At 63.4% G+C, this 25,922-nt stretch carries 17 protein-coding genes and 1 riboswitch; of the genes, 10 read left to right on the forward strand and 7 right to left on the reverse strand.

Features of this window, described 5'->3' with window-relative positions:
- The first annotated feature begins 34 nt into the window (after nt 1–34).
- Nucleotides 35–146, forward strand: a riboswitch (glycine riboswitch).
- Between the two features lie 113 nt (nt 147–259).
- Nucleotides 260–1,777: an alanine/glycine:cation symporter family protein gene (locus H8S61_RS09710; protein ID WP_436231607.1), complete on the forward strand. Its 1,518-nt coding sequence runs from the start codon at nt 260–262 to the stop codon at nt 1,775–1,777.
- A 375-nt stretch (nt 1,778–2,152) separates the two neighbouring features.
- On the opposite strand, the gene H8S61_RS09715 is transcribed toward H8S61_RS09710, so the two are convergent.
- Nucleotides 2,153–3,634: a response regulator transcription factor gene (locus H8S61_RS09715; RefSeq protein WP_186938852.1), complete on the reverse strand. Its 1,482-nt coding sequence runs from the start codon at nt 3,632–3,634 to the stop codon at nt 2,153–2,155.
- 176 nt (nt 3,635–3,810) lie between these two features.
- Between H8S61_RS09715 and H8S61_RS09720 the strand changes: the two genes are divergently transcribed.
- Together H8S61_RS09720 and H8S61_RS09725 are read left to right on the forward strand one after the other, a co-directional pair.
- On the forward strand, nt 3,811–5,631 hold the full coding sequence (locus H8S61_RS09720; protein WP_186938853.1) for a flavocytochrome c: 1,821 nt from the start codon (nt 3,811–3,813) through the stop codon (nt 5,629–5,631).
- 456 nt (nt 5,632–6,087) lie between these two features.
- A complete protein-coding gene (locus H8S61_RS09725) occupies nt 6,088–6,693 on the forward strand; it encodes a cytidylate kinase-like family protein (RefSeq protein ID WP_186938854.1) in 606 nt (201 codons plus the stop codon).
- 137 nt (nt 6,694–6,830) lie between these two features.
- Here the strand turns inward: H8S61_RS09725 and H8S61_RS09730 are convergent, their stop codons facing one another.
- From H8S61_RS09730 to H8S61_RS09740, 3 genes are all read right to left on the reverse strand, one after another.
- The gene (locus H8S61_RS09730) at nt 6,831–7,406 is read right to left on the reverse strand and encodes a DUF4238 domain-containing protein (protein ID WP_160940737.1); all 576 of its coding nucleotides are present in this window, start codon (nt 7,404–7,406) and stop codon (nt 6,831–6,833) included.
- 10 nt (nt 7,407–7,416) lie between these two features.
- Complete coding sequence (locus H8S61_RS09735) at nt 7,417–13,854, reverse strand: MBG domain-containing protein (protein WP_186938855.1); 6,438 nt, start codon at nt 13,852–13,854, stop codon at nt 7,417–7,419.
- A gap of 114 nt (nt 13,855–13,968) precedes the next feature.
- Nucleotides 13,969–18,387: an InlB B-repeat-containing protein gene (locus H8S61_RS09740; RefSeq protein ID WP_186938856.1), complete on the reverse strand. Its 4,419-nt coding sequence runs from the start codon at nt 18,385–18,387 to the stop codon at nt 13,969–13,971.
- A 423-nt stretch (nt 18,388–18,810) separates the two neighbouring features.
- Between H8S61_RS09740 and H8S61_RS09745 the strand changes: the two genes are divergently transcribed.
- From H8S61_RS09745 to H8S61_RS09775, 7 genes are read left to right on the forward strand one after another with little or no spacing between them, the layout of a single operon-like run.
- Nucleotides 18,811–19,830 carry a transglutaminase domain-containing protein gene (locus H8S61_RS09745; protein WP_186938857.1) on the forward strand — a complete coding sequence of 340 codons (1,020 nt, stop codon included), beginning with the start codon at nt 18,811–18,813 and terminating at the stop codon, nt 19,828–19,830.
- A 44-nt stretch (nt 19,831–19,874) separates the two neighbouring features.
- Complete coding sequence (locus tag H8S61_RS09750; RefSeq protein WP_186938858.1) at nt 19,875–20,927, forward strand: type II secretion system F family protein; 1,053 nt, start codon at nt 19,875–19,877, stop codon at nt 20,925–20,927.
- 55 nt (nt 20,928–20,982) lie between these two features.
- Nucleotides 20,983–21,258 carry a hypothetical protein gene (locus H8S61_RS09755; protein ID WP_244977628.1) on the forward strand — a complete coding sequence of 92 codons (276 nt, stop codon included), beginning with the start codon at nt 20,983–20,985 and terminating at the stop codon, nt 21,256–21,258.
- A gap of 8 nt (nt 21,259–21,266) precedes the next feature.
- Entirely contained in the window at nt 21,267–21,779 is a 513-nt protein-coding gene (locus H8S61_RS09760; protein WP_160940742.1) for a DUF4860 domain-containing protein, read from the forward strand.
- Nucleotides 21,779–22,243 carry a hypothetical protein gene (locus H8S61_RS09765; RefSeq protein ID WP_160940743.1) on the forward strand — a complete coding sequence of 155 codons (465 nt, stop codon included), beginning with the start codon at nt 21,779–21,781 and terminating at the stop codon, nt 22,241–22,243. Before H8S61_RS09760 ends, H8S61_RS09765 begins: the two co-directional genes overlap by 1 nt.
- A complete protein-coding gene (locus H8S61_RS09770; protein ID WP_186938859.1) occupies nt 22,240–22,704 on the forward strand; it encodes a FixH family protein in 465 nt (154 codons plus the stop codon). Before H8S61_RS09765 ends, H8S61_RS09770 begins: the two co-directional genes overlap by 4 nt.
- Nucleotides 22,705–22,714: 10 nt before the next feature.
- Nucleotides 22,715–23,788, forward strand: coding sequence for a type IV pilus twitching motility protein PilT (locus H8S61_RS09775; protein ID WP_186938860.1), 1,074 nt, complete (start codon nt 22,715–22,717; stop codon nt 23,786–23,788).
- Between the two features lie 67 nt (nt 23,789–23,855).
- On the opposite strand, the gene H8S61_RS09780 is transcribed toward H8S61_RS09775, so the two are convergent.
- Genes H8S61_RS09780 through H8S61_RS09790 form a run of 3 tightly spaced genes read right to left on the reverse strand, consistent with a single transcriptional unit; the run spans nt 23,856 to nt 25,734 of the window.
- Complete coding sequence (locus H8S61_RS09780) at nt 23,856–24,224, reverse strand: tRNA-binding protein (protein WP_186938861.1); 369 nt, start codon at nt 24,222–24,224, stop codon at nt 23,856–23,858.
- 10 nt (nt 24,225–24,234) lie between these two features.
- Entirely contained in the window at nt 24,235–24,744 is a 510-nt protein-coding gene (locus H8S61_RS09785; RefSeq protein WP_160940747.1) for a shikimate kinase, read from the reverse strand.
- Nucleotides 24,745–24,783: 39 nt separating this feature from the next.
- Nucleotides 24,784–25,734: a DMT family transporter gene (locus tag H8S61_RS09790; RefSeq protein WP_186938862.1), complete on the reverse strand. Its 951-nt coding sequence runs from the start codon at nt 25,732–25,734 to the stop codon at nt 24,784–24,786.
- Nucleotides 25,735–25,922: the final 188 nt, after the last annotated feature.

Consider the following 25,922-nt stretch of genomic DNA (forward strand, 5'->3'; position numbering starts at 1 on the left):
TTGATGCGTCCTGGATCGAAAGAAACAGGGCGTGGAAGGGGCCTCTGGAGAATCCCGACCATCGGATCGGGTGCCGAAGGGGCAAGGCGCATCGCCGCGAAGGCGATGCCGCTGAAACTCTCAGGCAAAAGGACAGAGCAAAGCTAGGCTTGTCGCGCGAGCATGAACGCACGCCTTCCCTCACATCCTCCAGAACAGCCACGTCGTACACGGGTTTCGCAGAAGTTGCCCGTACGAAGTTGGTTGAAGGAGGAACGTGGTGGAAGGCTTTTTTAGTATGATCAACGATGGGCTCGTCGCTATAGACGACTTCATCTGGGGCGTGCCGCTCATGGTGTTGATCCTGTTCGGCGGCATTTTGCTCACCGTTCGCCTGCGAGGCGTGCAGTTCCGGCAGCTGCCGCGCGCGCTGCGCTACATGATCAAGAACGAGACCGGCGGCGAAGGCGAAGTGACCAGCTTCGGCGCGCTGTGCACGGCCCTGTCAGCCACCATCGGCACCGGCAACATCGTCGGCGTGGCCACGGCCATCGTGGCCGGCGGCCCCGGCGCGATGTTCTGGATGTGGCTGGCAGCGCTGTTCGGCATGGCGACGAAGTTCTCCGAGGGCCTGCTTGCCGTGAAGTACCGCAGCGTCGACAAGAAGACCGGCCACGTGCTGGGCGGCCCGTTCTACTACATCGAGCGCGGCATGGGCAAGAACTGGCGCTGGCTGGCGAAGGTGTTCGCGTTCTTCGGCATGTGCGTGGGCCTGTTCGGCATCGGTACGTTCACGCAGGTCAACTCTATCTCCAGCGCGATCACCGGGTTCTTCGACCCCGAGAAGAGCGCAACCGTGAACATCCTGGGCATGGACTACTCCATCTTCACCGTCATCGGCTCCATCGTGCTGGCCGTGCTGGTGGGCCTCGTGGTCATCGGCGGCTTGAAGCGCATCGCGAAGGTGTCCGAGCGCGTCATCCCCGCCATGGTGGTGCTGTACGTTGGCTTCTCGCTGATCCTCATCGTCACGAACCTCGACAAGATTCCCGGCGCGTTCGCCACCATCTTCCAGAGCGCGTTCGGCCTGCAGGCAGCCGCGGGCGGCATGCTGGGCGCCATCATCATCGCCATGCAGAAGGGCATCGCGCGCGGCATCTTCTCGAACGAGGCCGGCCTGGGCTCCGCGCCCATCGCCGCCGCTGCCGCGCAGACGAAGGAGCCGGTGCGCCAGGGCCTCGTGTCCATGACCGGCACGTTCCTGGACACCATCGTGGTGTGCTCGATGACCGGCCTCGCGCTGGTCATGACGGGCGCGTACCAGATCCCCGGCCTCGAAGGCGCGGCCGTGACCACTGCCGCATTTCAGGCGGGCCTGCCGTTCATCCCCGGCGAAGTGGTATCATTCGTATTGATGGCGTGCTTGGTGCTGTTCGGCTTCACCACGATCCTGGGCTGGGACTACTACGGCGAGCGCTGCCTCGAGTACTTCAGCAACGGTTCGATGAAGGCCGTGAAGACGTACCGCTGGCTGTACATCGCCGCCGTGTTCATCGGCCCCTACATGACCGTGGCCGCCGTGTGGACCATCGCCGACATCTTCAACGGCCTGATGGCGTTGCCGAACATGATCGCTCTCATCGCGCTGTCCGGCGTGGTGGTGAAGGAGACGAAGGACTACTTCGCGCGTCTGGCCGCCGCCGGCAACGAGGACGAGATGGCGCCGCATCTGCCCGGCGACAACTGGGACATCCCGCCCATCGACCCGCTGGACGACCGTTTGGGAGCGGCCAACTAACCCACTCCGCGCGTCAAGCGCGCAACAGCAGAGAGCACCCCCTCGGATCGCAACCCCGAGGGGGTGCTCTTGCGTTGGGGGGGGGGCGAAGCGCGCAGTTCGACACGCTCGACACGCAAATTCCCGCGAAGTAACCAATTTTGACGTTTTGCGACCTTTTGGCCCTGTCACGGGGCCGACCACGTTTTGCGTTATCCGCAAAACAGCAGGTCATTCGCACATGTGATAAAAGCGGCCGTGTTCATTCGGAGTTCAAAGGCTCATGAAAGGTCGCAAAACGTCAAAATTGGTTACTTCGCGGGAAATCCCGTGCCGAACCACGCGCGCCCCCACGCGAAGCGTTCGTTCGCGAAGCAGCAAACGCGCTCGACGCCCCTACCCCGTCTGCTGTTCCTCGTCCTCCCAGCCTTGCGAGGCGGGGCGGCGGCCCTTGCGCACCGGCTTCTCCACGTCGTTGAGCAGCTCGAACAGCTCGTTCTTGCTGTGGATGTTGAACTTGCGGTAAATATGGTTGATGTGCGCCTTCACGGTGCCCTGCGAAACGTACAGCACGTCCTCGATCTCGGCCACGGTGTCGCCCTGGGCGATAAGCTGCAGCACCTCTTCCTCGCGCGGGCTGAGGTTGTACGCGTGCGACAGGTCGGACACGCGGATGGCCATCCGCCCCTCGGCCGACGCGCTCCCCATCGGGTCGTCCTTCAGCACGATGCCCCACTTCGCCGACAGCCCGCGTTCGGTGAAGAAGATCACGACGAACGTCAGCACCACGGCAACCGCCACGCCGCCGTACAGCACCGACGTGGCCTCCTCGCCCAGGTTCGCCGACGCGCCGGCGAACGCGAGCCATCCCACCAGCTCCACCACGTAGCGGATGCCGCGCTCGATGCCGTTGATCCACACCGCGTTCACGCCGAACCGGTACGTGATGTTGCTCATGACGATCATGATGTACATGGACAGCATGGTGTAGCCCGCGTCGTAGCACAGCGCCATGATCTGCGCGTTCGTCCCGAACGTGGGCATCACGAACAGGAAGCCCACGATGAACAGCGGAAACGCCAGCTGGTAGATAGTGTCGAAGTTGAACCAGCGCGAGGCAGACAGCACGCCGAAGAACACGAGCGCCGTCACGAACATCGCGCCCAGCACGTTGCCCGGCACCAGCAGCTGCGTCGGCAGCGCGCCGAAGCCGCCCGCGAATGTGCACACCGCCATCAGCAGGATGGGCTTCCAGGGGATGGTCTTCGGGTCGCCCTCGTTCATGGCCGGCGGCAAGTCGCGCTCGGGCAGGCGCCGCATGCTCGAGCGCACGCACGCGAGGCACACGAGCGGCAGCACGATGGAGAAGAACGCGAGGTACGGCACCGACATGCCCATGAACAGCCACTTCACCACTTCGCCCACGAAGATGGCCATGGCGTGGTACAGCGCCACCCGCATGGGGTTGAGCGAGCCGTAGAACTCGGCCCACATGAGGATGAGCGACCCGAGGCCACCGCCCGCCGCCAGCAGGCCCGCCACCTTGAGCGCCGGCGACGGCACCACGAAGCACGCCAGCACGATGAGCGCCGATCCGCCCACCATGCACGCGCCCGTCAGCAGCACCGCCGTGCGGTTCGCCCATAGCGGCGTCACGCGGCGCGCCGCGAAGGCCAGCGCCAGCGACACGATGCCGATGGCCCCTTCGAACAGGAAGTAGTCGAACACCGAGATGGTGGGGAACGCGTCGTAGCGGAAGAACGTCGCGAGCCATGCGCGGTAGAACCCCACCCCGAAGAACACGAAGGGGATAGCCGCCACGCGCAGCAACACGGCTTTCCACCGATCGACGAACCCTTGTTGCGCTTTCTGAGCCACGCTCCTCCCCTCAATCGCCCTCCCATGATACCCAAGAAAGGCCAGCTTGCAAGAGGGTTATAGCGCGGGTTAAGCATTTAACCCGGACGGACAATTGTCCGAAACCTCCAAACGCGTAGGCTGGCATCAGCGCTTGATCAGGGATAAGGCGCACCAACGTAAGGGAGGAAAGTATCATGGAACGTTTTTCTCGTAGGCAGTTCATCACCGGCGGCGCCGTGGCCGTATTGGGCGGCACGCTCGCTTTGGCCGGGTGCGCGCCCAGCGGATCGTCCGACGCGAAGGGCTCGTCGAACGGCTCGGGCGCAGGCAGCTCCGCCGGCGTGGGATCGGGCATGGGCAAGCACGGGCAGTTCGACGTGGAGGTCATGGTCACCGACGGCAACCTCGACCGCATCACCGTCCTCAACTCGCGCGAGACGCCGGGCATGGGCGACGTGGCCATGGAAGAGCTCACGCAGCTGATCGTGGACAACCAGACGCTCAACGTGGATACCGTGTCGGGCGCCACGCTGTCCAGCATGGCGTTCATCGGCGCCGTAGGCGACGCGCTCGACCAGGCCGGTCAGAAATCGAGCGACTGGAAGAAGCGCGACAAGGCCACGCCTGCGCAGGCCGAGCTGCCCGCGTCCACCGACGTCGTGGTCATCGGCGGCGGCGGTGCCGGCTTCGCGGCGGCCATCACGGCGGCCAACGAGGGCAAGAACGTCGTGTTGCTGGAGAAGATGGGCGTGTTCGGCGGCGACACCGCGCTGTCCGGCGGCGAGATGGCCGCGCCCGGCAACTGGATACAGGTGCAGGAGGGCATCGCCGACAGCCCCGACGCGCTGGCGAAGGACATGCTGGACGGCGGCGACAACGCGGGCGACCCGGCCCTCGTGCAGATCATCGCCGAAGGCGCGCTGGACAGCTCGCAGTGGCTCACGTTCGAGGGCGGCATCTCGTGGAAGCACGACCTCATGCAGTTCGGCGGCCACAACACGAAGCGCTCGATCATCCCCATCACCCACAGCGGCAGCGAGATGACCACGAAGTTGACGAAGCGCGCCGGCGAAATCGACACGCTGACGCTGGCGAAGAACACGCCCGCCGTGGAGCTGGTGAAGAGCGGCGACGCCATCACCGGCGTGAAGGTGAAGAACAACGTCACCGGCGCCGAGTCCACCATCGCGTGCAAGGCCGTGGTGCTGGCCAGCGGCGGCTTCGGCTCCAACATCGACATGCGCGTGAAGTACAACCCGGCGATGGACGACTCCATCCTGTCCACCGACTCGGTGGGCGCCACGGGCGACGGCATTACCATGGGCGAGGCCGCGGGCGCGAACCTCATCGACATGCAGTACATCCAAACCTACCCGGTGTGCGACCCCGAAACCGGCTCGCTGCTGTACGTGGGCGACGTGCGCCTCGAGAGCCGCGCCATCATGGTGAACAAGGAAGGCGACCGCTTCGTCGAGGAGCTCGACCGCCGCGACGTGCTGTCCAACGCCATCGTCGAGCAGACCGACGGCAAGGCGTACATGCTGTTCAACCAGTCGAACGCCGACGAAACGGGTCTGCTGGTCACGCACGAGGACGAGTACGAGAACCTCGAGGCCCGCAAGATCATCGTGAAGGGCGACACGCTGGAAGCCGTGTGCGAGCCCTTCGGCGTGGACGCCGCCGAGCTGGCGAAGACCGTCGAGAAGTGGAACCAGTACTGCAAGGACGGCAACGACCCCGACTTCAACTTCCGCGGCGACTTCAACGCCATCGAAGACGGCCCCTACTACCTGATGGCCTACAAACCCGCCGTGCACTACACCATGGGCGGCCTGCACATCAACACCGACGCGCAGGTGCTCGACGACGCCGAGACGCCCATCGCGGGCCTGTACGCAGCCGGCGAAGTGGCCGGTCACAAGATGGGCACGAACCGCCTGGGCTCCTGCTCGATGTCCGACATCTACACGTTCGGGCGCATCGCCGGCAAGAACGCCGCGGCATTCACGGCGTAGCGCCACCCTCTCTCAAGATCCCGCGCTTTGCGTCGGACCTACCCCTCCCTGGCCGCGCCCTCCCTCCGGGCGCGGCCGCTTGATCTTCCCGACGATTGGGCGCGCGCATCCGCACATTCCAAGCAATTTTGACGTTTTGCGACCTTCCGCCCCCGCCTCGAAACCGACCGATTCCTGCACCGCATACGAAACAGCAGGTCAGTCGCACGCACGTCAAAAGCGGCAAGCATCAGCGGGCAGTGTTCGAGAGTGTTTGAGCGCGTAAAGGTCGCAAAACGTCAAAATTGCCTACTTCGCCGGAAATCGCGTGCCAGTCGCGCTTGCTTCGCGCAAAACGCTCGTTGCTGCATCCGCCGCGAGAGCAACCCGCGCCCTCCCTCCGGACGGGGCCCTTTTTCGGGTACAATGACGGCAGCGCATTCGCGTCGAACCCGCAGGAACACAGAAGGGACCAGCATGGACCAGCATCTCGTCTTCGCGATCAGCAGGGAGTACGGAAGCGGCGGCCGCGAGATCGGCGAACGCCTCGCAAGCGAGCTGGGCATCGCGTACTACGACAAGCTGCTGCTCAAGCGCATCGCCGAGGAGAGCGGCCTCAGCGGCGACGTGGTCGAGGACTTCGACGAGAAACCCATGCGGCCACTGCTGCTCAACCCCAACAGCTTCTTCTGCGGCACCGACATCGAGCATCCGGTGGCATCGCGCATCTACAAGACCGAGGTAGACATCCTGAAATCCATCGCCGACGAGGGGCCGTGCGTCATCGTCGGCCGCTGCGCCGACTACGTGCTGAACGGCCATCCCGGCCTCGTCAGCTTGTTCGTCAGCGCGCCCATGGAGGCGCGGATCGCGCGCGTCATGCGCCGCAACGACCTCTCCGAAGCCGACGCGCGCAGCCGCATCGCCCGCGTCGACAAGAACCGCGCCAACTACTACCGCTACTTCACCGACGAGAACTGGGGCCAGGCGCGCAACTACGACCTCTGCATCAACTCCGGCGACCTGGACGCACTCGGAGCAGTCTCCGTGATCAAGGCGTTCGTACAAGCCCGGGGGAAGTAGGGGGCGTAATGCGCCTCCCGCATTGCGCCTCTCCCTGTGGCGCCCGCGCAAGCGCGTGCGGACCAAAGAGCTTTTCGCGGGCGCAATGTGGAGGAGGAGGCGCAAAACGGCCCCGCCATTAGCCGGGGCCGTTCGCTTTAGGCTGCTTGCTCGAGCGAGGCCAGGATGCTTGCCAGCTCCTCCGGCGTGTCGAAGGGGCGCTCTTCCTTCGTTTCCACGATGAATACCTCGCCCTTCCACGTCTTCTGCTCGATGTGCGGCTCCGCCGCATCGGCGGATGCCCGCTCCTCGACCTCGGCCGATTCGGCATCCTGCTTCTCTTCGGCGTCGAACTGCTTCGTGCGCACGAAGTACTTCACGGTGAACCGATCCTTGTCCGGGAAATCCTCCCTCGAGAAATCGTACTTCAAGTTCTGCAAGATCCCGGCAATCACCTCGGGCATCGGCTGGGAGCCCTCGATGGCCGCCAAGCCCCGCTCGCTGTTGAACGTTGCCTGATCACCGACGTACACGGTGCGAACGCGCTGGCGGCGCGTGCGCTCCATCTTCACGATGACGGCGATGGCGACCACGATGACCGCCCACCACACGATGGACAACACGAGGTCGAGCGGCTCGTCAACCTGGTTGAGGCCCAGGAAGAACCAGAGCCACAGGAAGAACGCCGAGGCCAAAGCCAGCAGGACGAATACGATCACGTTGCTTTTCTTCATGATGAAACCCCTATTCGCCCAGACCGGCGGCCAACGTCGCGCCAGCCGGAGCGCCCTTCGGCATAACCGGCGCCGTCGCGTCGTCGTTGGCCGACGGAGCGCCGGGAGCGGGGTCGCCGCCCCCGGTCAGATCGTCTTCGTACGTCTTCAGCTTGTGCGAGAACAGCCCACGACGCAGCGCCACGCATGCGGCGTAGAGAGCCGTCACGATGATGCCGAGGATGATGTACCAATGCACCCAGCACCACGCGTGCGAACCGGAGGCCAACGGCGTGCCGTCGTCCTCGATCTCGGTTTCACGCGGCTCGCCTTGGGCAAGCGGCGTCTCGTTGTCGCCGATGACCGTCTCAACAGCCCCCTGCAGCGCATCAACCACGGGCGTGACGATGGGCGTCAGCGGGTTGTCGGCCAGCGGCGTGCCCGGCGCTGCCGGAAGCGGCGTCGGGGCGACCGGAGCGGTCGGCGTCGTGGGAGTCGTGGGCGTTGTCGGCGTGGTCGGGCCCGTGGTGCCACCAGCCGTGATGGTGAACGTGCCGTTGACCACCTGCACCGCGTAGTTCGGGTTCGCCGTGAACTCGGCCGTAAGCGCATCGGCGTACACGCCAACGGCCTCGTCCGTGCCCGTGCGAACGTACGTGACGACGCCCAGATCGTCCGGGTTCACCAGCTGCTGAGACAGCGCGCCCGTGAAGGCGGGGTCAGCAGCGCCTGCAACCTTGGAAGCGTCGGCAACCGTGATGACCACCTGCATGGGATCAACGCGCAGCGTGCCGGGCTCGACATTGACGGTCGGGTAGTTGGCCGTCACGTCCTCGCCCGCCGCATTGCGGATAAGGTAGCTCGTGATGGTGCCTTCACCTGTGCCGGCCTCGGTCTGCGAGCCGCCGTACACCACTTCGACGGTATCGCCCGGGGCCAAGCCGATGGGATTGAACCCGGTGGGCTCGAGCGGCGTGCCGTCGTACGTCTTGCTGCCGTCGTTCACGATAAGCGTCACTTCGCCGGCCGGCGCGATGATGAAGCGTCCCGGAGCCGTCTTGGCGGTATAGTTGCTGCGCTCGCCCAGCTGCACGTCGCTCACCGTGATATCGTACGTGCCCGCATTCTCGCCAGCCGCACGGGTCACCACGTAGGAGCCCTCGAACGTATCGCCGGAAACGAGGCCCGACACGGAAGCCGTCAACGCAGGATCGCCGTCGCCGTAGCGCTTGCCGGTATCGTCGGCCGTAATCACAAGCTCGGCCGGCTCGATGGCGAAGCTGCCAGCTTCAACCTTCACGTTGAACTGATCGCTCACGATGTTGCCGTCAGCGTCCTTCACCACGGCACCGCCCTCAACCGGAACAGACGTGACGGAATCGACCACATCGGTGCCCGAAGCATGGGAGAGCAAGCCCGACACGTAGTAAGTTTGGCCGTCAACCTGAACCGGCACGCCCTGGGCAGTCTGATCGACGAAGCCGTCGATCGCGTGCTCAGCGCCGTCGTACGTGAACGTGCCGGACTGGGCCGTCACCGTGGCCTCGTAGCGAGCGTCGCGGTTCCCGACGGACAGCTGCCCCTCGGTCTTGCTCACCACGTAGTTGTCGAGGTTCGTGCCGTCGTTCACCTTGATGACGAAGGAGTTCGGAGCAGCCGCACCGGGCAGCGTCACCGAGCCGGTGAACACATAGTATGCGCCTTCGTTCGCAGCCCAGCCGTCCTCCACGGCAAGCGGGGCAGAGCCGTTCGTCAGAGGCCTGCCGTCATACATCTTGGAATGGCTAGCCGATCCCAGCGTCAGCGCGCGCTTCTCGATGACGAGCGAGCCGCTTTGCGTATTCACGGCGAACTGGCTGGTCACGTCGTTGCCGCCGGCATCGCGCACGACGGGGATACCACTCACCGTCGCCACGTAGGTACCGGCGTCGGTGCCCGACACGCCGGCCTCGAGACCGCTGATGTAGTAGGTACGGCCATCGGCCTGCACCTCCACGCCCCGGTCGGTCTGGTCCTGCAAGCCGGACACGACATGCTCGGCACCGTCATAGGTGACCGTCGCGGAATTCGCCGTCACCGTAACCGCGTACTGAGCCTCGCGGCTCATCACCGCGAGCGAGCCGTACCGCTTGTCGATCTGGTAGTTCTCCGCCTTCGCGCCTCCGTTCAGCACGTAGTCGAACGTATTGTCCGACGTGCCGACCAGCTTCTGCGAACCGGTGAACGCGTAATCGGCACCCTCGTTCGTCGCCCAACCATCGCCCGACACGGCAACCTCGCCGCCGGTGAGCGGTTCGCCGTCGTACATCTTGCTGGCGGAAGAGCTCTGCAGAACCACGGAGCGCTTGTCCACGACAAGCTTTCCGGGCTCAGGCGTGACGGCAAACTGCTTGCTCACGTCGTTGCCGTCGGCGTCGTGCACCACCGGGGTGCCGTCAACGCGCGTAACGAACGTGCCAGCATCGGTGCCGACGGCGTTCGCGGTCAGGCCGGAGACGTAATAGGTGGCCCCGCCCGCCTGGACGGGAATGCCCCGAGCGGTCTCGTTCTCGAAGCCGGTAACGGAGTGCTCGTCACCGTCGTAGAGCGCCGTTGCCGACGAGGCCTTCACCGTCACGTCGAATGCGGCATCGCGGTTGGTCACCGTCAGGAGGCCCTCGATAAGTTTAATTTCGTAGTTCGACGCCTTCGTGTTCTCATTGAGCACCATCTCGAAGTAGTTCGGCGACGACCCGACGAGTTTCTGCGACCCGGAATAGGTGTAGCTCGCACCCTCGCCTTCGGCCCAGCCCTCGCTCGCTTCGATGACGCGATGCGCCACCAGGGCTTCGCCGTCGTACTCCTTGGTATCGGAAGCGCTCGTCACGCTCACCTTGCGCTTCTCAACCGTCAGCGAACCGGCGACGGCCTCGATGCTGAACTCGCTCGTCACATCGTTGTCGTCGGCGTCGCGCACCGTCGGGTCGCCCATCACGTTCGACAAGACGGTGTCGACGTCGGTCAGCTCGGCAGTAGCCCTAAGGCCGGTGATGTAATAGGTGCGACCTTCCGCCTGGACGGCTATGCCCTTCTCAGTTTCGTTTTCGAATCCGGACACGGTTTTCTTCTCGCCGTCATAGGTATAGGTGGCCGACTTGGCTTCCACCTTCACCTCGTACTCGGCGTCGCGGCTCGTCACCGTCAACATACCTTCGCGCTTGTCGATCTGGTAGTTTTCGGCCTTCGTATTGCTTGCCAATTCGTACGTGAAGGCGTTCGAGGAGAAGCCCACGATGGTCTGCGAGCCGGTGACGTCGTACGTGGCGCCTTCATCGACGGCCCAGCCATCGCCCGAGACGTCCACCGCAGGATTCTTCAGCGCCGTGCCGTCGAACGGTTTGCTATCCGTCGCGCTCGTGAGCACCACGACGCGCTTGTCCACTGTCAGAGAGCCGGTCGTGAGCGACACCCTGAACTGGTTCGTCACATCGTTTTGGTCAGCATCGAAAACCACCGGCGTACCGTCGATACCGACCGTCGTCGTACCTGCATCGGTGCGCGTGGCCTTCGCCTCAAGTCCCGTCACCGTGTAGACGGCACCGTCGATCGTGAATTCGGTCTGGATGAAGCCGTCAACGGACTTCTCCTGGCCATCGTAGGTAAACGTGCCGGAGTTGGCCTCGAGGTCTACGGCGTATTTCGCATCGTCGTTGCGATCCTCGATCGTCAGCTGGCCTTCCGTCTTGCTCAACTCGTAGTTGTCGAGGCTCGTATTCTCGTTCGGGACGACCTTGAACGCGTTGGGGGTCGTCGCACCAGGCAGCTTCACCGATCCGGTGAACTCGTAGCTCGCGCCCTCGTTCTCGGCCCAGCCCTCTTCGACGGCGAGCGCGGTACCGTCGTTCGCCAGCGGCGTGCCGTCATACATCTTGGAGAGCGTGGCGGACGTCAGCGTGAGCGGACGCTTATCGATGGTCAGCGTACCCTGCTTGTACTCGATGTTGAACTGCCTAGTCACATTGTTACCCGCAGCGTCGGTGACCTTCGCGTCGCCGCTCGGGATCACCTGGTAGGTATCCGCATCGGTGCCCGTGGCCTCGGCGACGATGCCCGACACGGTGAACGTGACGCCGTCGATGGTGAATTCCGTCTGCTTCAACCCGCTGACGGACTTCTCGGTGCCGTCGTACGTGGTCTTCAACGAGTTCGCCTCAAGCGTCAGGTCAAACCTCGTCTCGCGGTCCTTCACCGTCAGCGTGCCCTCGCTCTTTTTGATGCTGTAGTTTTCGGCCTTCGTAGCACTGTCAAGCACGTAGGTGAACGCGTTGGGCGCGGATCCCACGTTGATCTGGGAGCCCGTCACCTGGTAGGCCGCGCCCTCGCCCTCGGCCCAGCCGTCACCCGACACGTTCACCGTGTCGTTGGTCAGCGGCTTGCCGTCGTAGACCTTCTCGCTCGAACCGCTCTGCAGCGCCACCGAACGCTTCTCGATGACGAGGGAACCGCTCTTGGTCTTCACGTCGAACTGGTTGGTTACGTCATTGCCGTTGGCGTCATGCACCATCGGCATGCCACTCACGTTGACCGGGTAGTCACCGGCGTCGGTGCGCGCGGCATCGGCTGTCAACCCCGTAACGTAGAATTCCAGCCCGTTTGCCTGCACCGGCACGCCCTGGTCGGTCTCGTCCACGAGACCGGAGACGGCATGCTCGACTCCGTCATAGGTTGCCGTGTCGGAGTTGGCCGTCACCGTCACCTCGAATCTGGCTTCGGCGTTGGCCACGCGCAGCGTTCCGAAGAGCGTCTCGATCGCGTAGTTGTCTTCAATCGCCCCGTTCGTGAGGGCATACGTAAACACGTTGTCAGAAGAGCCGACTAGGGTTTGGGAGCCCGTAACCTGGTAGGTCGCGCCCTCGCCCTCGGCCCAGCCGTCACCCGACACATTCACCGCGTCGTTGGTCAGCGGATAGCCGTCGTACGGCTTTTGGCCGGATTCGCTGGTCAGAACAACGGAACGCTTGTTGATGGTGAGCGAGCCGGGGTTGACCGAGACGTTGAACTCGCTGCTCACATCCTCGCCGCTCTCGTCGAACACCTCAGCCGCGCCCTCAACGGGAACGGAGCCCACGGAGTCGGACACGTTCGTGCCGGACGCCGCGGAGGTCAGGCCCTTCACGTAGTACGTGCGGCCGTCAGCCACCACGGGGACGCCCCGGTCGGTCTCATTCGCGAAGCCGGACACCGTCTTCTCGGTGCCGTCGTAGGTGAACGTGCCGGAGTTGGCCGTCACATTCACGTCGTACTTGACGTCCTCGGGACGGTTCACGATGGTCAGCTGGCCCTCGGTCTTGGTCACATCGTAGTTGTCGAGGCTCGTGCCCTCGTTCGGCACGACGGCGAAGTCGTTCGACTTCGTCTCGCCAGGCTGGGACACGGAATTCGCGAACTCGTAGGTCGCGCCCTCGTCCTCGGCCCAGCCCTCTTCGACCGCGAGCGCGGTATCGCCGTTCGCCAGCGGCGTGCCGTCGTAGACCTTGGAGAGCGTGGCGGACGTCAGCGTGAGCGGACGCTTCTCGATGACGAGCGAACCGTTCTTCGTTTTGATGACGAACTGATCGGTAACAACGTTACCTCCCTCATCGGTCACAACAGGATTGCCGACAACGTTCGCATCGTACGCATTCGCGTTCATTCCCGTAGCGCTTGCCCCAAGGCCCGTAACCGTGAAGGTAACGTCGCCGATGGTGAACTCGGTCTGCTTCAAGCCCGAGACGCTCTGCTCGGTGCCGTCGTACGTGAACGTGTCGGAGTTGGCTTCGACCGCGATCTCGAACTTGGCGTTATCCGGACGCGATGTAACCGTCAGCGTGTTGACGCGCTTGGCGATAGCGTAGTTTGTGGCCGTCGTGCCGCTCTTCAGCGTGTAGTCGAACGTGTTATCGGAGAAACCAACCGCAGTTTGCGACCCTGTGACGACGTAATCGGCGCCCTCGCCAGCAACCCAACCGTCGCCCGACACGGTAATGTCAGATGCCGTCAGCGGCGAACCGTCGTACGGCTTGGTCGCCGCCGCACTCGTCAGATCCACCGAACGCGGCGTGATAGCCAAAGTGCCGTTCTCGCTGCTCACGTTGGCATAGTAGCCGCTATTCCCCACCTCGAAACCGGTGATCTCGTTGTTGCCCTCAGTGCCGTCGGCGACGTTCTTCACCGAGCCCGACACCGTGGCGGTTACCGCGTCGCCCGTGGGCAGCGTGTACGAACCATCCTCGTTCCGAGGGACAGCAGAACCGCCGTACGAGACGGTATACCCGCTATCGGAATGCGTCTCCCCGTCGTACTTCCACGACTTCGACACCGCCGTGATCACGAGCGGCTTCTGCGAAGCAACGATCTCCAGCGCGCCGACCGTCGTGTTAATCGTGTAATTCGCGGCGACGTCGCTGTCGCCATCAAGAATGGAGATGGCCTCGAACGAGCCTTCGTACATACCGGGAATCATTCCGCTGATGCGGTACTGGGTCGATACGGACTGACCCTGAACCAACCCGCTCGTGCCTCCGGGCTGCCGATCATTATATCCGCTCGGCGATTCAACCTTATACTAGTCCGAAGTATAGACCTTTCCCGTGTACTGCTGAGATTCCGACCATCCCTCGCCCGTCAAAGCAATCGGGCGCTTCTCGATGGTCAGCGTGCCTTCCTCATACGTTACGGCATACTGGTCCGTGACGTCCTTTCCCGTCTCTGTTTCTTCGATTTCCAGCTTGTCCTTATCACGGAACGCGACGGGATAGGTGCCGGCGTTGGTTTCTTCGGCCCGCGCGGTAACGCCGTACACGGCAACGCCGTCGTCGCCTTCGAACGTCGTATCCGATGCAACATGCGGCGTGCCGTCATACGTGAACGTATCGGACTTCGACAGGATCCTCAACGCCTTCTTCGCGGCAAAATGAGCCGTGAACGCGGTGGGCACGTACAATCCCTCGCTCGTAGCGAACCTCTCGACGGCCGCCTTGTCGAGCCCGAGCTCCGTTGAAACGATGTCCGAGGAATCGCCCACGCTCCAACCGACAAAGTAATAGCCGGGGTCGACATCCGTCGCCGCATGGGGCTGAGCCTTCGAACCCGCGGCCTCACCGCTGATCACGCGGAGCGTCTCGCTTTCCCGGGACACGCTGCCGCCGTCGGTTGCCTGATAGGTTATCAGCGCCGTGTTCTCCTTGAAGTACGCCTTCAACACAAGAGAACCGTCGCCAACAATCGTTCCATCGAGCACGTTGTCGGCCGCCTCGTCGAAGGTGTAGCCCGCTTTTGCGTAGTCTGCAACATCCAAGGACGCTTCGGCATCGGTCGTGCCGGCCGCTTGGTGAATCTCAGGGTCTCCGTACTCGCCGTTGGCCTCGTAGTACACTTCGATCCTGTAAGCGGTATCATCGTCCATCGCCCACTGGGCATACAGAACGTTCTCTCCTTCATCGACGTTCACCCGCGCCGCCGCGCCCGCCTCAAAGGCAGTGCCCGAACCATCCTTCTCGGTATTCCATCCCGCAAAATGCATGCCAACCCGAGGCGCTCCGAAGCCCAGATCCTTCGCCGTCCTCAGAACCGTCTCCTCGTTATTGGCAAGATCGATGGTAGCCGAGTCGCCCGTTCCACCGTTGGCATCGTAGGTCAACGACGTCTGCGGCGCCGGCTGCCCCCATTGCGCGTAAAGCGTAATGTCGGCGTTGCCAAACTGCACCATGCCGCCGGGATAATGTCTCGTGCCGCTACCGTCGACATGCGTGCTCCACCCAAGGAACGTTTGGTTTTCAGAAGGTGCCGTGAGCGTGCTCTTGGCCACTTCGGCAAAGCTTCCCTGCGCATACTCAAGTCCGTCGGTCGGCACGTCGCCGGCGCCGCCGTTCGCATCGTAGGATACCGAGTAGCTTTCGTTATTAATATAGTAGGGGTACAGCTCGATATCGCCATACGCTTGCGTATCGAAATTGAAGGGTAGGTACGTATAGTCTCCGTCGGAACCGGAGCGCGTCATCCAACCGACCCACTTGTATCCCTCGGGAACGTCGACGATCGAGGAAGACTCGCTGGACGTCGTCTTTCCGTAGGCAACCTCATGCTGGGTCGCCACCGAGGATCCGTCCATATCGGCATAATAGGTGACCTGGTAGGTGGGAAGCACCCACTTTGCGTACAATGCCAGGTTTCGAGCCGGCATGGTTGCGTCGGCGAAGTCGAATTCCGTCCCTTCGGCAAACGTCGGAGACGTGTACCAGCCCGCGAATGTGGAGCCTTCCGGAACGCCCGCGTCCTTCGCGCTCGGTTCCTCCCCCTCATCCTCGATCGACCAGCCGTATTTGATGGCTTCGCTCGTACGTACCGAACCCTCGTTGTTGAAGGTGATGGTATAAGCTTTCCTCTGGAAATAGTGACGCGCCGTCCACGTGCCGCCTTGGTTGAAGAATCCCTGATTGTCCGCAAGGTCAGCGCCGACCCATTCGTACCCGCTCAGAGCGTTCACGTAGTTGGCAATCGTCGCATGCACGCCCGTACCGTTGAACACCAGCGTGTCTTCGATCTCGAACATGCTGGTATTGTAGTTGTTCGAATACCGATAGCCCGAATTGTACCTCTTGTCGGTAGCGCTGGTTTTCCCGATCTCTTTCGTGTTCCCCACCTGCTCGACGTACAATTCGAGGTGGTGAAGGGCTGATCCGTTCTTGACGTAGTAGAGCGTTCGATTCTCCGTCATCGTCTGAAATGGAGCAATGACCGGGTTGCTCGTAGTTCCGGGGCCGCTCGGATTCGCCACCCAAACGCGGACGCCGTACGCGTTGTTTATCTTCTTCGTGGCCTCGGCCCACTGCGCAGAAATATCGGCACCGTAATTCGCCGTGATGGTGCTCGCGGTCGTATAGTCTTTCTTGTTGCTGCTGCTCCCCTTCGTGCACTGCAGATCAATCGTGTACTCGACACGATTCAGGTACACGTTGGCAATCGCCGTACCGTCACCCTTCACGGTGATGGTCTTATCGCTCGACTCGTCGACCGCGTCCATAATGTGCTTGTTGTCAATCGCAAAAGTGCCGACGCTGGACTTGATCTCCGAAGCGCTGGGAAGCGTTACGGCCTCATCGGTCGTCCCCTGATAGTCGAGCGTCGTCACGTAGTCGTATCGCTCTTCCTCATGCGTCGAGTCGGCTGCTTCCAGCCACACGACAACGCTGTAGTTCGCTTTGGCAGCTTCCCACTTTGCATACAGCGTCGTATCTTCGGTAAGCCCGGAGCCAAACGAATAGGAGTCTCCCTCGCACGACTCGTTGCCGTACCAACCCGCAAAGCTATAGCCCGAACGCGTGGGTTCGGCAGGTTCGGAGGAGACGTCTCCCACGCCGACGAACTGCGGCGTTGCGTACGATCCGCCCTTGGCATCGAAGGTTATCCATTTGCCCGTCTCGACCTTCGGATACAGCGTGACGCTCGAGTCTTTCAGCTCGACCGAATCAACCTTGTTCGTGCGGTCCGCATCGGTATACCAACCGGTCACGCTTTCGTTCGGAGCAAGCGGGAACGTCACGTCGGTCGTGATGACGTCTCCGGAAGTCCCCGACTTGGTGGTGAAGACGCGGCTGCCCGAGTTGTCCATAAAGTACACGTAGTATGCCTTGGAAGACTTGGCGTACAGATCGTAAGTGGCCGTACCGACAACCGTCTGCTTGCCGAAGGCGCTGAACTTGCCCGCCCATTCGCTGCCGTTCTTAGCGTACCAGCCCTGGAAGGACTGACCTTCGTCCACGGCGGGAGTCTTGGGCTCGTACAGGGTGTCGCCGGTCTTCACGATCTGCCGGTCAAGAAGCGTCGTGCCATCCACACCGTAGAAATTGTAGGTGGCGAGCTGAGGCGTCCCCTCAACCGTCACAACGTAGATGGAGAAATGGCTCACGTCGAAGCTCTGCGCGGCGGCATCGGCTTGACGGGCGGAGACGGGGCTCACGCTCGAACCGTCGTTGGATACGTGGTACACGCCCATGGTTTCGCCGGCGATACCGGCATTGAAGAAGCAGACGTTCACGGAAGCGCTCGGCTGGATGACGTTGCCTTCGGGGCCGACAAGCGTCACGTCGATGGCAACGGCGGTTTCCAGCTCTTTGCCCTGCCGCTCCACGGCATTCTCAATCGCGTCCATAACGGTCGAGCTCGTGACCTGCACCGCTTGCACGGTGGTGCCTTCGGGCAGGATGCCCTCGGCGGCGGTCACTTTGACCAGCACGTCGCCCGCCTGGGCGTAGCCCTCGAACGCGGGGCTGCTGACGTCGGCTTCCACTTCGACGACGGGCGCCTCGGGCTGCTCGGCCTCGGGCTGGTCGCCCTGGTCGGCGTCCACTTCCCCGCCTTCGATCTTGGTGTCGCTGGTGATGGGCTTGGTTTCAACCTCGGGCTCGTCGGTGGCGACGGGGGTGGCCGCGACGGTCACGACGAGCGTGCTGTCGACGTAGTCGGCCGCGATGGTGGACACGCCGTCTTGGGTGGTGACGGGCACGTCGACGTTCGCGGCGTTCTTCGCGGTGATGGTTCCCAGCTCGAAGCCGGTGTCGGCGCTTGCCGTGAACCGCAGCTCTTTGTGCAGCTCGGTGGTCAGCGTGGTACCGGAAAGCAGCTGATCTTTGATGGACACGAACGCGTTGTCGGTCTCGAACGTCACGACGGCCTCATCGACGGCCGTCGACACGAGCGGCTCGGAAGGCGTCGTCTTCGACGCATCGGCATCCGCGGCAGCGGCACCCTCGCCGTGCTGCACGGCTTCGTCCACGACCTTCTCGTCGGAGGCTTCCGCCACCGGCTCGGCCGCTTTCTCGGGTTGCTCGGTAGATTCGCCCTCGACAGCGGGCAGCTCGCCTTCGTCGCCCGCGAATGCCAGGATGTTCGTCATCGACATCACCAGCACCACCGACATGAAGACGGCGAGGAACTTGCCCTCGAACGTGTTTTTAAGATCGAGCATTTTCTCCAACATATTCATCACCCAAACTCTCGCCATCTGCGGGAGGTTTCAATCGCCGCGGAGCCCCGCAGCTATCGAGCCATGCGCGCAAGATGTTTTGCACGTGCCATGAGCTCATACGTTGTCGAATATGCTGAAAAAACTTGTCGTTCTCGTGGTAGGCAACGGGCATTCGTTTTCGATATCCGGGGATGCGAAATAAATGCTATATACCCAATATCTATTTTATCACGGAAACTTCCCAAGATATGAAGAACGGGGTATCAATTTTTAGAATACAATACCCATACAAATTTCCCTATCTCCGCTGGTGGTTGTAGATTTATATGACACTCCCCCCGGCGTTTTCCCGCACGCGTCTCCAAGACGAAATCAACAGTATCAAACGCCCCTACCAGGAGGGGTATAATGCCTCGATACCAACAATCGTAGAGAGGGCGCATGCACCTGCTCGGCACCATAGCCTCTGGACGGAAGCGACGCGAAGCGGCCGACGCGCCGAAGCCTTGGTGTGCGCCCGTGCGCAAGCTGGGCCGCATCGCGTGCGCGGCCGTCCTCGCGGCGTCGATGACGGCGCTGGCCGGATGCGGCGGCGAAGGGGCCCTGCCCGGCTCGTCGGACGGGCAGGGCCAGACGAGCGGCCCCGCCTACGAGCGTCCGGAATTGGCGCTTTCCCCGTTCGACGAGGCGGCGGCCACGGGCGAGCGCGGGGCGGCGTTCGACACCTCTCACCTGTCAGAAGGTTACATCGCCGTGTCGGCCACGGCGTCCACGCGGCTGAAGTTCCAGGTGGAGAAGGACGGCTCGAGCGGCACGTACTACTTCGACCTGCCCAGCGACGGCACGCCCATCTCGTGCCCGCTCGTCGAGGGCGACGGCGCGTACACGTTCACCGTCTGGGAAAACACGACCGGCCAAAGCTATGCGGAGCTGGACAGCCTCTCCGATCAGCAGGTGACGCTCGCTGATGAATTTCAGCCGTTCATCCGCCCGAGCATCTACTGCGATTACGACGCCTCCAGCGAGAGCACGAAGCTGGCGAACGACCTGTGCGCCGACGCGCAGAACGAGGGCGACGTGGTGCGCAGCATCTACGATTGGATCGTGGACAATATCGCATACGACGAGGGGAAAGCCGCCGAGCTGGCCGACGCGACCGGCTACCTCCCCAGCCCCGACGCGTGCATCGCCGACGGCTCGGGAATCTGCTTCGACTACGCATCGCTGGCGGCCGCCATGCTGCGCAGTCAGGGGATTCCCTGCAAAATAATTACGGGATACGTCTCGCCTGATAATATATACCATGCTTGGAACATGGTGTATATTGACGGCACATGGGTGGACGCACGCATCAATATCAAGCAGAACACGTGGACGCGCATAGACACGACGTTTGCTGCCGGAAGCGGGTCAAGCTACGTGGGGGACGGAACCACGTATACCGATCTCTACACGTACTAACCTGACGATACAACGTAGCACGAGATAAAAGGAGCGCGTAGGACATGGCCACGAAGATGCTTGAAAGCAGCGCTATTTCCGCCTTCTGCGAGAGCGTCGCCGTCATGCACTCCGCCGGCATTCAGATGGACGAAGCCGTCTACCTGCTGGGCGAGAACATGGAGGACGCGGCGTTCAAGCGCGCGTGCGACGACGTGTACAAGGAGCTCATCGCCGGCAAACCGCTGGCGCGCGCCATGAACGACTCGGGATGCTTTCCCTCCCACGTCGTCGACATGGTGGGCGCGGGCGAGCATGCGGGCCGCCTGGAGAACGTGCTGTGGAGCTTGGCGACGTACTACGACGAGGAAGATCGCCTGTACGCCAAGATCAAGAACGCCATCGCCTACCCCGCCGCGCTGCTGTGCGTCATGTCCGTGATCCTGCTGTTCACCGTCATCGTGATCCTGCCTGTGTTCGTGGACGTCTACCAGGGACTTTCCGGCGATCTGACGGCGGGCTCGTTCGGATACGTGAACGCCTCCATCATCATCGGCTGGATCGCCTTGGGCGTCACGCTCGTCTGCACCGTGCTCGTGGTGCTGGGCGTGCTGGCCAGCCGCTCGGTGTCGGGGCGCCAGCGCCTGCTGCACCTCTTCGAGAAAATGCCCTTCACGCGCGGCCCGCTGCGCCAGATGGCCGTCAGCCGCTTCACTGCAGCGCTGGCCACGTTCGTCGCCGCCGGCGTGAACACCGACGCCGCCATGGAGAAGGCGGTCGCCATGGTTGATCACGCGAGCCTGAAAACCCAGCTCGAAGTGGCGCGCACCCAGATGACGGACCCGACCCAGGCCAAGAGCCTGGCGCAGGCCATCTTCGACAACAACGTGTTCGAGCCCATCTACGCCCGCATGCTGGTGGTGGGCACGCGCTCCGGCAGCCTGGAGACCGTGCTGGCCAGCCTGTCCGACACGTTCTTCGACGATTCCATCGCCCGCCTCGACGGCCTCATCGACAGCGTCGAGCCCACGTTGGCCGCATTCCTCACCGTGGGCGTGGGGGCCACGCTCATCGCGGTCATGCTGCCGCTCGTCGGCATCATGGGATCGATCGGCTAGCCTCATGTACCACGAGCTGACCAAACAGGAAATCAGGAGACGCACCCGCAAGCGCATGGCCGGATTGTTCGCCATCGTGCTGGCCGTGGTGCTCGTCTGGCTTTCCTCGAGCGCCATCGGCGCGTCGCTGCGCGAGCAGGGCGAGCTTTCGGTGCGCAACGCCATCCTCAACAGCGCGAAGCAATGCTGCGCCATCGAGGGCGCGTACCCCTCGTCGCTCGCCTATCTCGAGGAGAATTACGGACTGGTCGTGAACCGCTCCGATTACGTGATCACCTACGAGGTGTTCGCCGACAACGTCATGCCGAACGTCGTGGTGTTGGCAAAATGAAGGACGATATGGTGCAAACGCTGATCCGGGCAACGGGGTCCAATCGCAGCGCCGAAGCGCGCGGCGGAAAGGCGCGCGGCCGCGCGTTCATCACGCTGCTGTTCGCCGTCATCGCGCTGTTCTTGCTGCTCGCGCTGCTGGTGGGCACGAGCGCCTACCGCGCGGTGAACGACGTGCGCTCGTCCTCCGACAACACGCGGCTGGGATTGTCGCTGATCGCGAACTCCATCCGCTCCACCGACGGCACCGATGCCGTGGGCGTGGCCGACGGCCCCGAGGGGCTCGCGCTCGTGCTGACCGAGCATCTGGAGAACGGCGACTACGAGACGCGCCTGTACGCCTACCAGGGCGCCATCGTCGAGGAGTACACGCGCGCCGGCACGGCGTTCACCCCCGAGAAGGCCCGCGAGATCGTGGCGTCCTCGACGTTCGACTTCACCTATACCGACGGCCTGTTGACCGTGCACACCGATCAGGGCTCCACCTCGGTCGCCTTGCGCAGCGTACGAGGGGGTGCCTGATGGCCATCGACCTTTCCCGTCTGCGCCGCAGCAGCGTGCACGACCGTCGGCCCTGGCACGGCTCGGCGTTCATCGTGGAAGCGCTCGTGCTGCTCGTGTTCCTCATCGCGTCGCTCGCCGTGCTCATGCAGGTGATCGGCGGGGCGCACGAGCGGGGCGAAGACGCCGACCGGCTGTCGAACGCCATCATCCTCGCGTCGAACGACGCCGAGACGTTCGCAGCCGACCCGACCGCCGGCGACCTCGTTACCACGTACGCCCTCGTCAACGGCGAGCTCATCGTGGAGGCGGGCAACGACGCCCCCGCACGCGCCGACCGCTACGACGTGACGCGCACCGTGCAGGCCCAGGCCCAGCAGACCGGCACCCTGTACGAAGCCCATATCGAAGTGACCAGCGACGACGCGATCGTGTACCAGGTGGACACGGCGCGCTACGTGTCGGACGAGGGGGTGCAGCGATGAGCGGCTCCAACAGCAGCGTGCGTATCGGCCCCATCAGCCTGTTCACGCTCGTCATCATCCTGTGTCTGGCCGTGATGGCCGTGCTGTCGGCAACGACGGCGCAAGCGACCTACGCCGCCGCCGAGAAGCAGGCGCTGTTCACCGACGACACGTACGCGAACGAACGGTCCGCCCAAAGCGCGGTGGCCACCATCGACGCGGCGCTCGAACCGGTGCGCGCCGCCGACGGCGACCTCGACGCGGCGCTCGCGGCCGTGGACAAGGCGCTGCCCGCTGGCGCCCAGCGGGACGGGGCGACCGTGCACATGACGTTCACCACCCCCAGCGGGCGCACGCTCGACGTGGAGTTGACCATCACGGCGCACGCAACGTACGAGATCAGCCAATGGAAAGCAACAACGCAGTGGACGAACGACGGCCCGAGCGCCACGCTCTGGTCCGGTGCCGCGCAAACACGATAGGAGAAGCACGATGAAACTGGAGCAGCTCTTGCAAGAGATGGTGGATGCGAAGGCATCCGACGTCTTCATTATCGCAGGACTTCCCTTGGCGTACAGCGTGAGCGGCCGCCAGGTGCGCCTCGACTCGGCGCCGTTCAAGCCGGCCGACACCGAGGCCTTCGTCAGCGCTATCTACGAGGCGTCGGGTCGCAGCATGGTCCACTTCATGGAGAACGGCAACCACGACGACGACTTCTCGTTCGCGGTGCCGGGCGTCGGCCGCTTCCGCGCCAACGTGTTCCGCCAGCGCGGCTCGTACGGCGCGGTCATCCGCGTCATCCCGTTCGGCCTGCCCGACCCGGTGGAATTCCACATCCCCGACGAAGTGCTGCGCCTCGCCAAGTTCCAGAAGGGCCTCGTGCTGGTCACCGGCCCGGCGGGTGCCGGCAAATCCACGACGCTCGCCTGCATCATCGACCGCCTGAACCACGAGCGCACCGGCCACATCATCACGATGGAAGACCCCATCGAGTACGTGCACAAGCACGGTTCCTGTATCGTCACGCAGCGTGAGGTGCCCACCGACGTGGCCACGTACGGCGAGGCGCTGCGCTCGGCCATGCGCGAGAGCCCCGACGTCATCCTGCTGGGCGAGATGCGCGACCAGGACACCATCGGCACCGCGGTGACGGCCGCCGAGATGGCGCAGCTGCTGTTCTCCACGCTGCACACCACGGGCGCGGCCGGCACGGTCGACCGCATCATCGACGCCTTCCCCGCCTCGCAGCAGCGCCAGATCCGCATCCAGCTGTCCATGGTGCTGCAGGCCATCGTGTCGCAGCAGCTCGTGCCCACCGTGGACGGCGGCACGGCGCCGGCTTTCGAGATCATGATCACGAACACGGCCATCCGCAACCTCATCCGCGAGGAGAAGACGCACCAGCTGGACAGCGTCATCGCCTCCGGCGGCGCCGAGGGCATGCGCACGATGGACCAGAGCCTGTTCAGCCTGGTGAAGAGCGGCCAGGTGGCGAAGGAGATGGCGCTGCAGTACAGCATCCATCAGGAGGCGCTCGAGAAGCGCTTCGAAATGGAAGGGCTGTAGGAAGTCCCGACAACAAGGCCCCGCAGCTCTTTGAACTGCGGGGCCTTTTCTTTCTTGTGCGCGAACGCTACCCGAGACGCACGCCGTCGGGCACTTCCGCTTCCGGCACGGCCAGCACCGGCACGATGCCGTCCTCGTAGCCGATGTCGTAGATCATGCCCTCGGACACCACGCCTGCCATGTTACGCGGCGCAAGGTTCACCACGAACAGCGCCTGCTTGCCCGTGAGCTCGGCCGCGCAATCCTCGCGCTCCTCCTTCATGCCCGACAGGATGGTGCGCGTGAAGCCGCCGAAATCAACCGTCATCTTGATGAGCTTCTTCGAGCCCTCCACGTCGTCCACCGCCACGATGCGACCCACGCGGACGTCGATCTTGTCCAGGTCGTCGATCGTGACGGTTGGTTTGACCGGAGCGGTTTCAAGGGATGCGGCCATGGCGTTCCTCCTACTTCAGCGCGTCAGCCACTTTGCGGGCGGCGGCGGTGATGGACAGGTCGTTCACGTCGACGGTGACCTCGGCGTACTGCTCGTACAGCGGCAGGCGCTCGTCGTACAGCTCGCGCAGGCTCATGCCGATGCCGCCCTTCAGCACCACGCCGCGTTCCTGCAGATCGCTCAAGCGGTTGACCAGCTGGTCGAACGTGATTTTGAGGTACACGACGGTGCCGATCTCCGACAGGTGCTCCATGGCCTCGTCGGAGTACACGGCGGAGCCACCCGTGGCGATGATGGACTTCGATGCCGTCAGGTCGCGCAGGATCTCGTTCTCCACCTGAATGAAGCCCTCAGGGCCGCACGCGTCGATAAGCTTCTGCAGCGTCTTGTCGCAGCTGTTCTGGATGACGAGGTCCGCGTCGATGAAGTCGTAGTTCAGGATCTTCGCCAGCACGATGCCGAGGGTCGATTTGCCGGCACCGGGCATGCCGATGAGCACGATGTTGTCTTTTTCCGCCATGAAAGTTCCTCCCTTACTGCACCTAGTGGGAGCATTGTATCACGGCAGCTCGACGGGTACCGCCTCCAGTTGAGCGGCCGCGGCGCCCTTGCGTTTCAGCGGGAACATCTCGCTGACCAGGATGGCGCCGAAGATGAGGACGAAGCCCACGATCAGCTTGAACCCCACCTGCTCGCCGTACAGCAGCACGCTGAACAGCACGCCGAACACCGACTCCAGGCTGAGGAACAGCGACGCCTGCGCGGGCGGCACGTGCGCCAGCGCCACGTTCTGGATGACGAGCGCCACGCACGACGCGAAGATGACGAGGTAGGCCATGTTCCAGAAGAACGCGGGCGTGAGGGCCGAGGCGGGCGGGAGCGCTTCAAAGCAGGCCCCGTACGCCACGCCGCACGCGCCGCCGATGAAGAACTGCATCACCGTGAGCACGAGCACGTCGTTCGTCTCCGAGAACTTCGACACGTACACGATGTGCACCGCGAACAGCAGCGCCGACACGAGCGTCATGAGGTCACCGTAGCCCATGCTGAGCTCGGCGAGCGAACCCTGCAGCGACACCATCCCGATGCCGGCCACCGCCATGACGGCCGCGCCGATGTTGAACACCGTCGGCCGCTTGCGCGCGATGACCCACCACGCGAACGGGACGATCACGCAGTACGTGGCCGTGAGGAACGCGTTCTTGCCGGGCGTCGTGTTGTCCAGCCCGATGGTTTGCACCCAGAACGCGAGGAAGCACAGCACGCCGAGGACGAGGCCCTTTACCAGGTAGTCTTTCGTGAACGCCAGCCGCATGCGTCGCCAGAACACCGCCGCCAGCACCGCGCCCGTGGCCAGGAAGCGGAACCCGATGAGGTACGCCGGCTCCAGCACGTCCACCGCGTCCTTCATCACGACGAAGCTGAGGCCCCAGATGACGGTAGCCACGACAAGCAGCAGCTTGTACACGCTCGCGGGGATGCTCCCGGCTCTGTTGGAAAATCCGCTCATGGCGAGTCAGTATAGCGCCCGCCGCAGGCAGGCGTATCGTTAATCGGTGAGTATCTTGGGGAAGAACGCGCCTATGTGCCGCGAACGAATGTTTCACGTGAAACATTTTGACAGCGGCTGCGGCCTTCTCGCGCGGGCGCGCGGGCGCGCGGGCATGCGGGCGTGGGGCGCACGATCGACGCGACGCA

Source organism: Eggerthella hominis, from assembly GCF_014287365.1.
GTDB lineage: Bacteria > Actinomycetota > Coriobacteriia > Coriobacteriales > Eggerthellaceae > Eggerthella > Eggerthella guodeyinii.

Coding starts and splice junctions, on each gene's coding strand:
- H8S61_RS09735 (WP_186938855.1), bottom strand. CDS start 13,854: ATGTACGAAGGCTCGTTCGAGGCCATCTCCATTCTTGATGGCGACAGC.
- H8S61_RS09730 (WP_160940737.1), bottom strand. CDS start 7,406: ATGAAGAAAAGCAACGTGATCGTATTCGTCCTGCTGGCTTTGGCCTCG.
- H8S61_RS09745 (WP_186938857.1), top strand. CDS start 18,811: ATGCACCTGCTCGGCACCATAGCCTCTGGACGGAAGCGACGCGAAGCG.
- H8S61_RS09725 (WP_186938854.1), top strand. CDS start 6,088: ATGGACCAGCATCTCGTCTTCGCGATCAGCAGGGAGTACGGAAGCGGC.
- H8S61_RS09775 (WP_186938860.1), top strand. CDS start 22,715: ATGAAACTGGAGCAGCTCTTGCAAGAGATGGTGGATGCGAAGGCATCC.
- H8S61_RS09760 (WP_160940742.1), top strand. CDS start 21,267: ATGGTGCAAACGCTGATCCGGGCAACGGGGTCCAATCGCAGCGCCGAA.
- H8S61_RS09780 (WP_186938861.1), bottom strand. CDS start 24,224: ATGGCCGCATCCCTTGAAACCGCTCCGGTCAAACCAACCGTCACGATC.
- H8S61_RS09755 (WP_244977628.1), top strand. CDS start 20,983: ATGGCCGGATTGTTCGCCATCGTGCTGGCCGTGGTGCTCGTCTGGCTT.
- H8S61_RS09770 (WP_186938859.1), top strand. CDS start 22,240: ATGAGCGGCTCCAACAGCAGCGTGCGTATCGGCCCCATCAGCCTGTTC.
- H8S61_RS09740 (WP_186938856.1), bottom strand. CDS start 18,387: ATGAATATGTTGGAGAAAATGCTCGATCTTAAAAACACGTTCGAGGGC.
- H8S61_RS09790 (WP_186938862.1), bottom strand. CDS start 25,734: ATGAGCGGATTTTCCAACAGAGCCGGGAGCATCCCCGCGAGCGTGTAC.
- H8S61_RS09785 (WP_160940747.1), bottom strand. CDS start 24,744: ATGGCGGAAAAAGACAACATCGTGCTCATCGGCATGCCCGGTGCCGGC.
- H8S61_RS09750 (WP_186938858.1), top strand. CDS start 19,875: ATGGCCACGAAGATGCTTGAAAGCAGCGCTATTTCCGCCTTCTGCGAG.
- H8S61_RS09720 (WP_186938853.1), top strand. CDS start 3,811: ATGGAACGTTTTTCTCGTAGGCAGTTCATCACCGGCGGCGCCGTGGCC.
- H8S61_RS09765 (WP_160940743.1), top strand. CDS start 21,779: ATGGCCATCGACCTTTCCCGTCTGCGCCGCAGCAGCGTGCACGACCGT.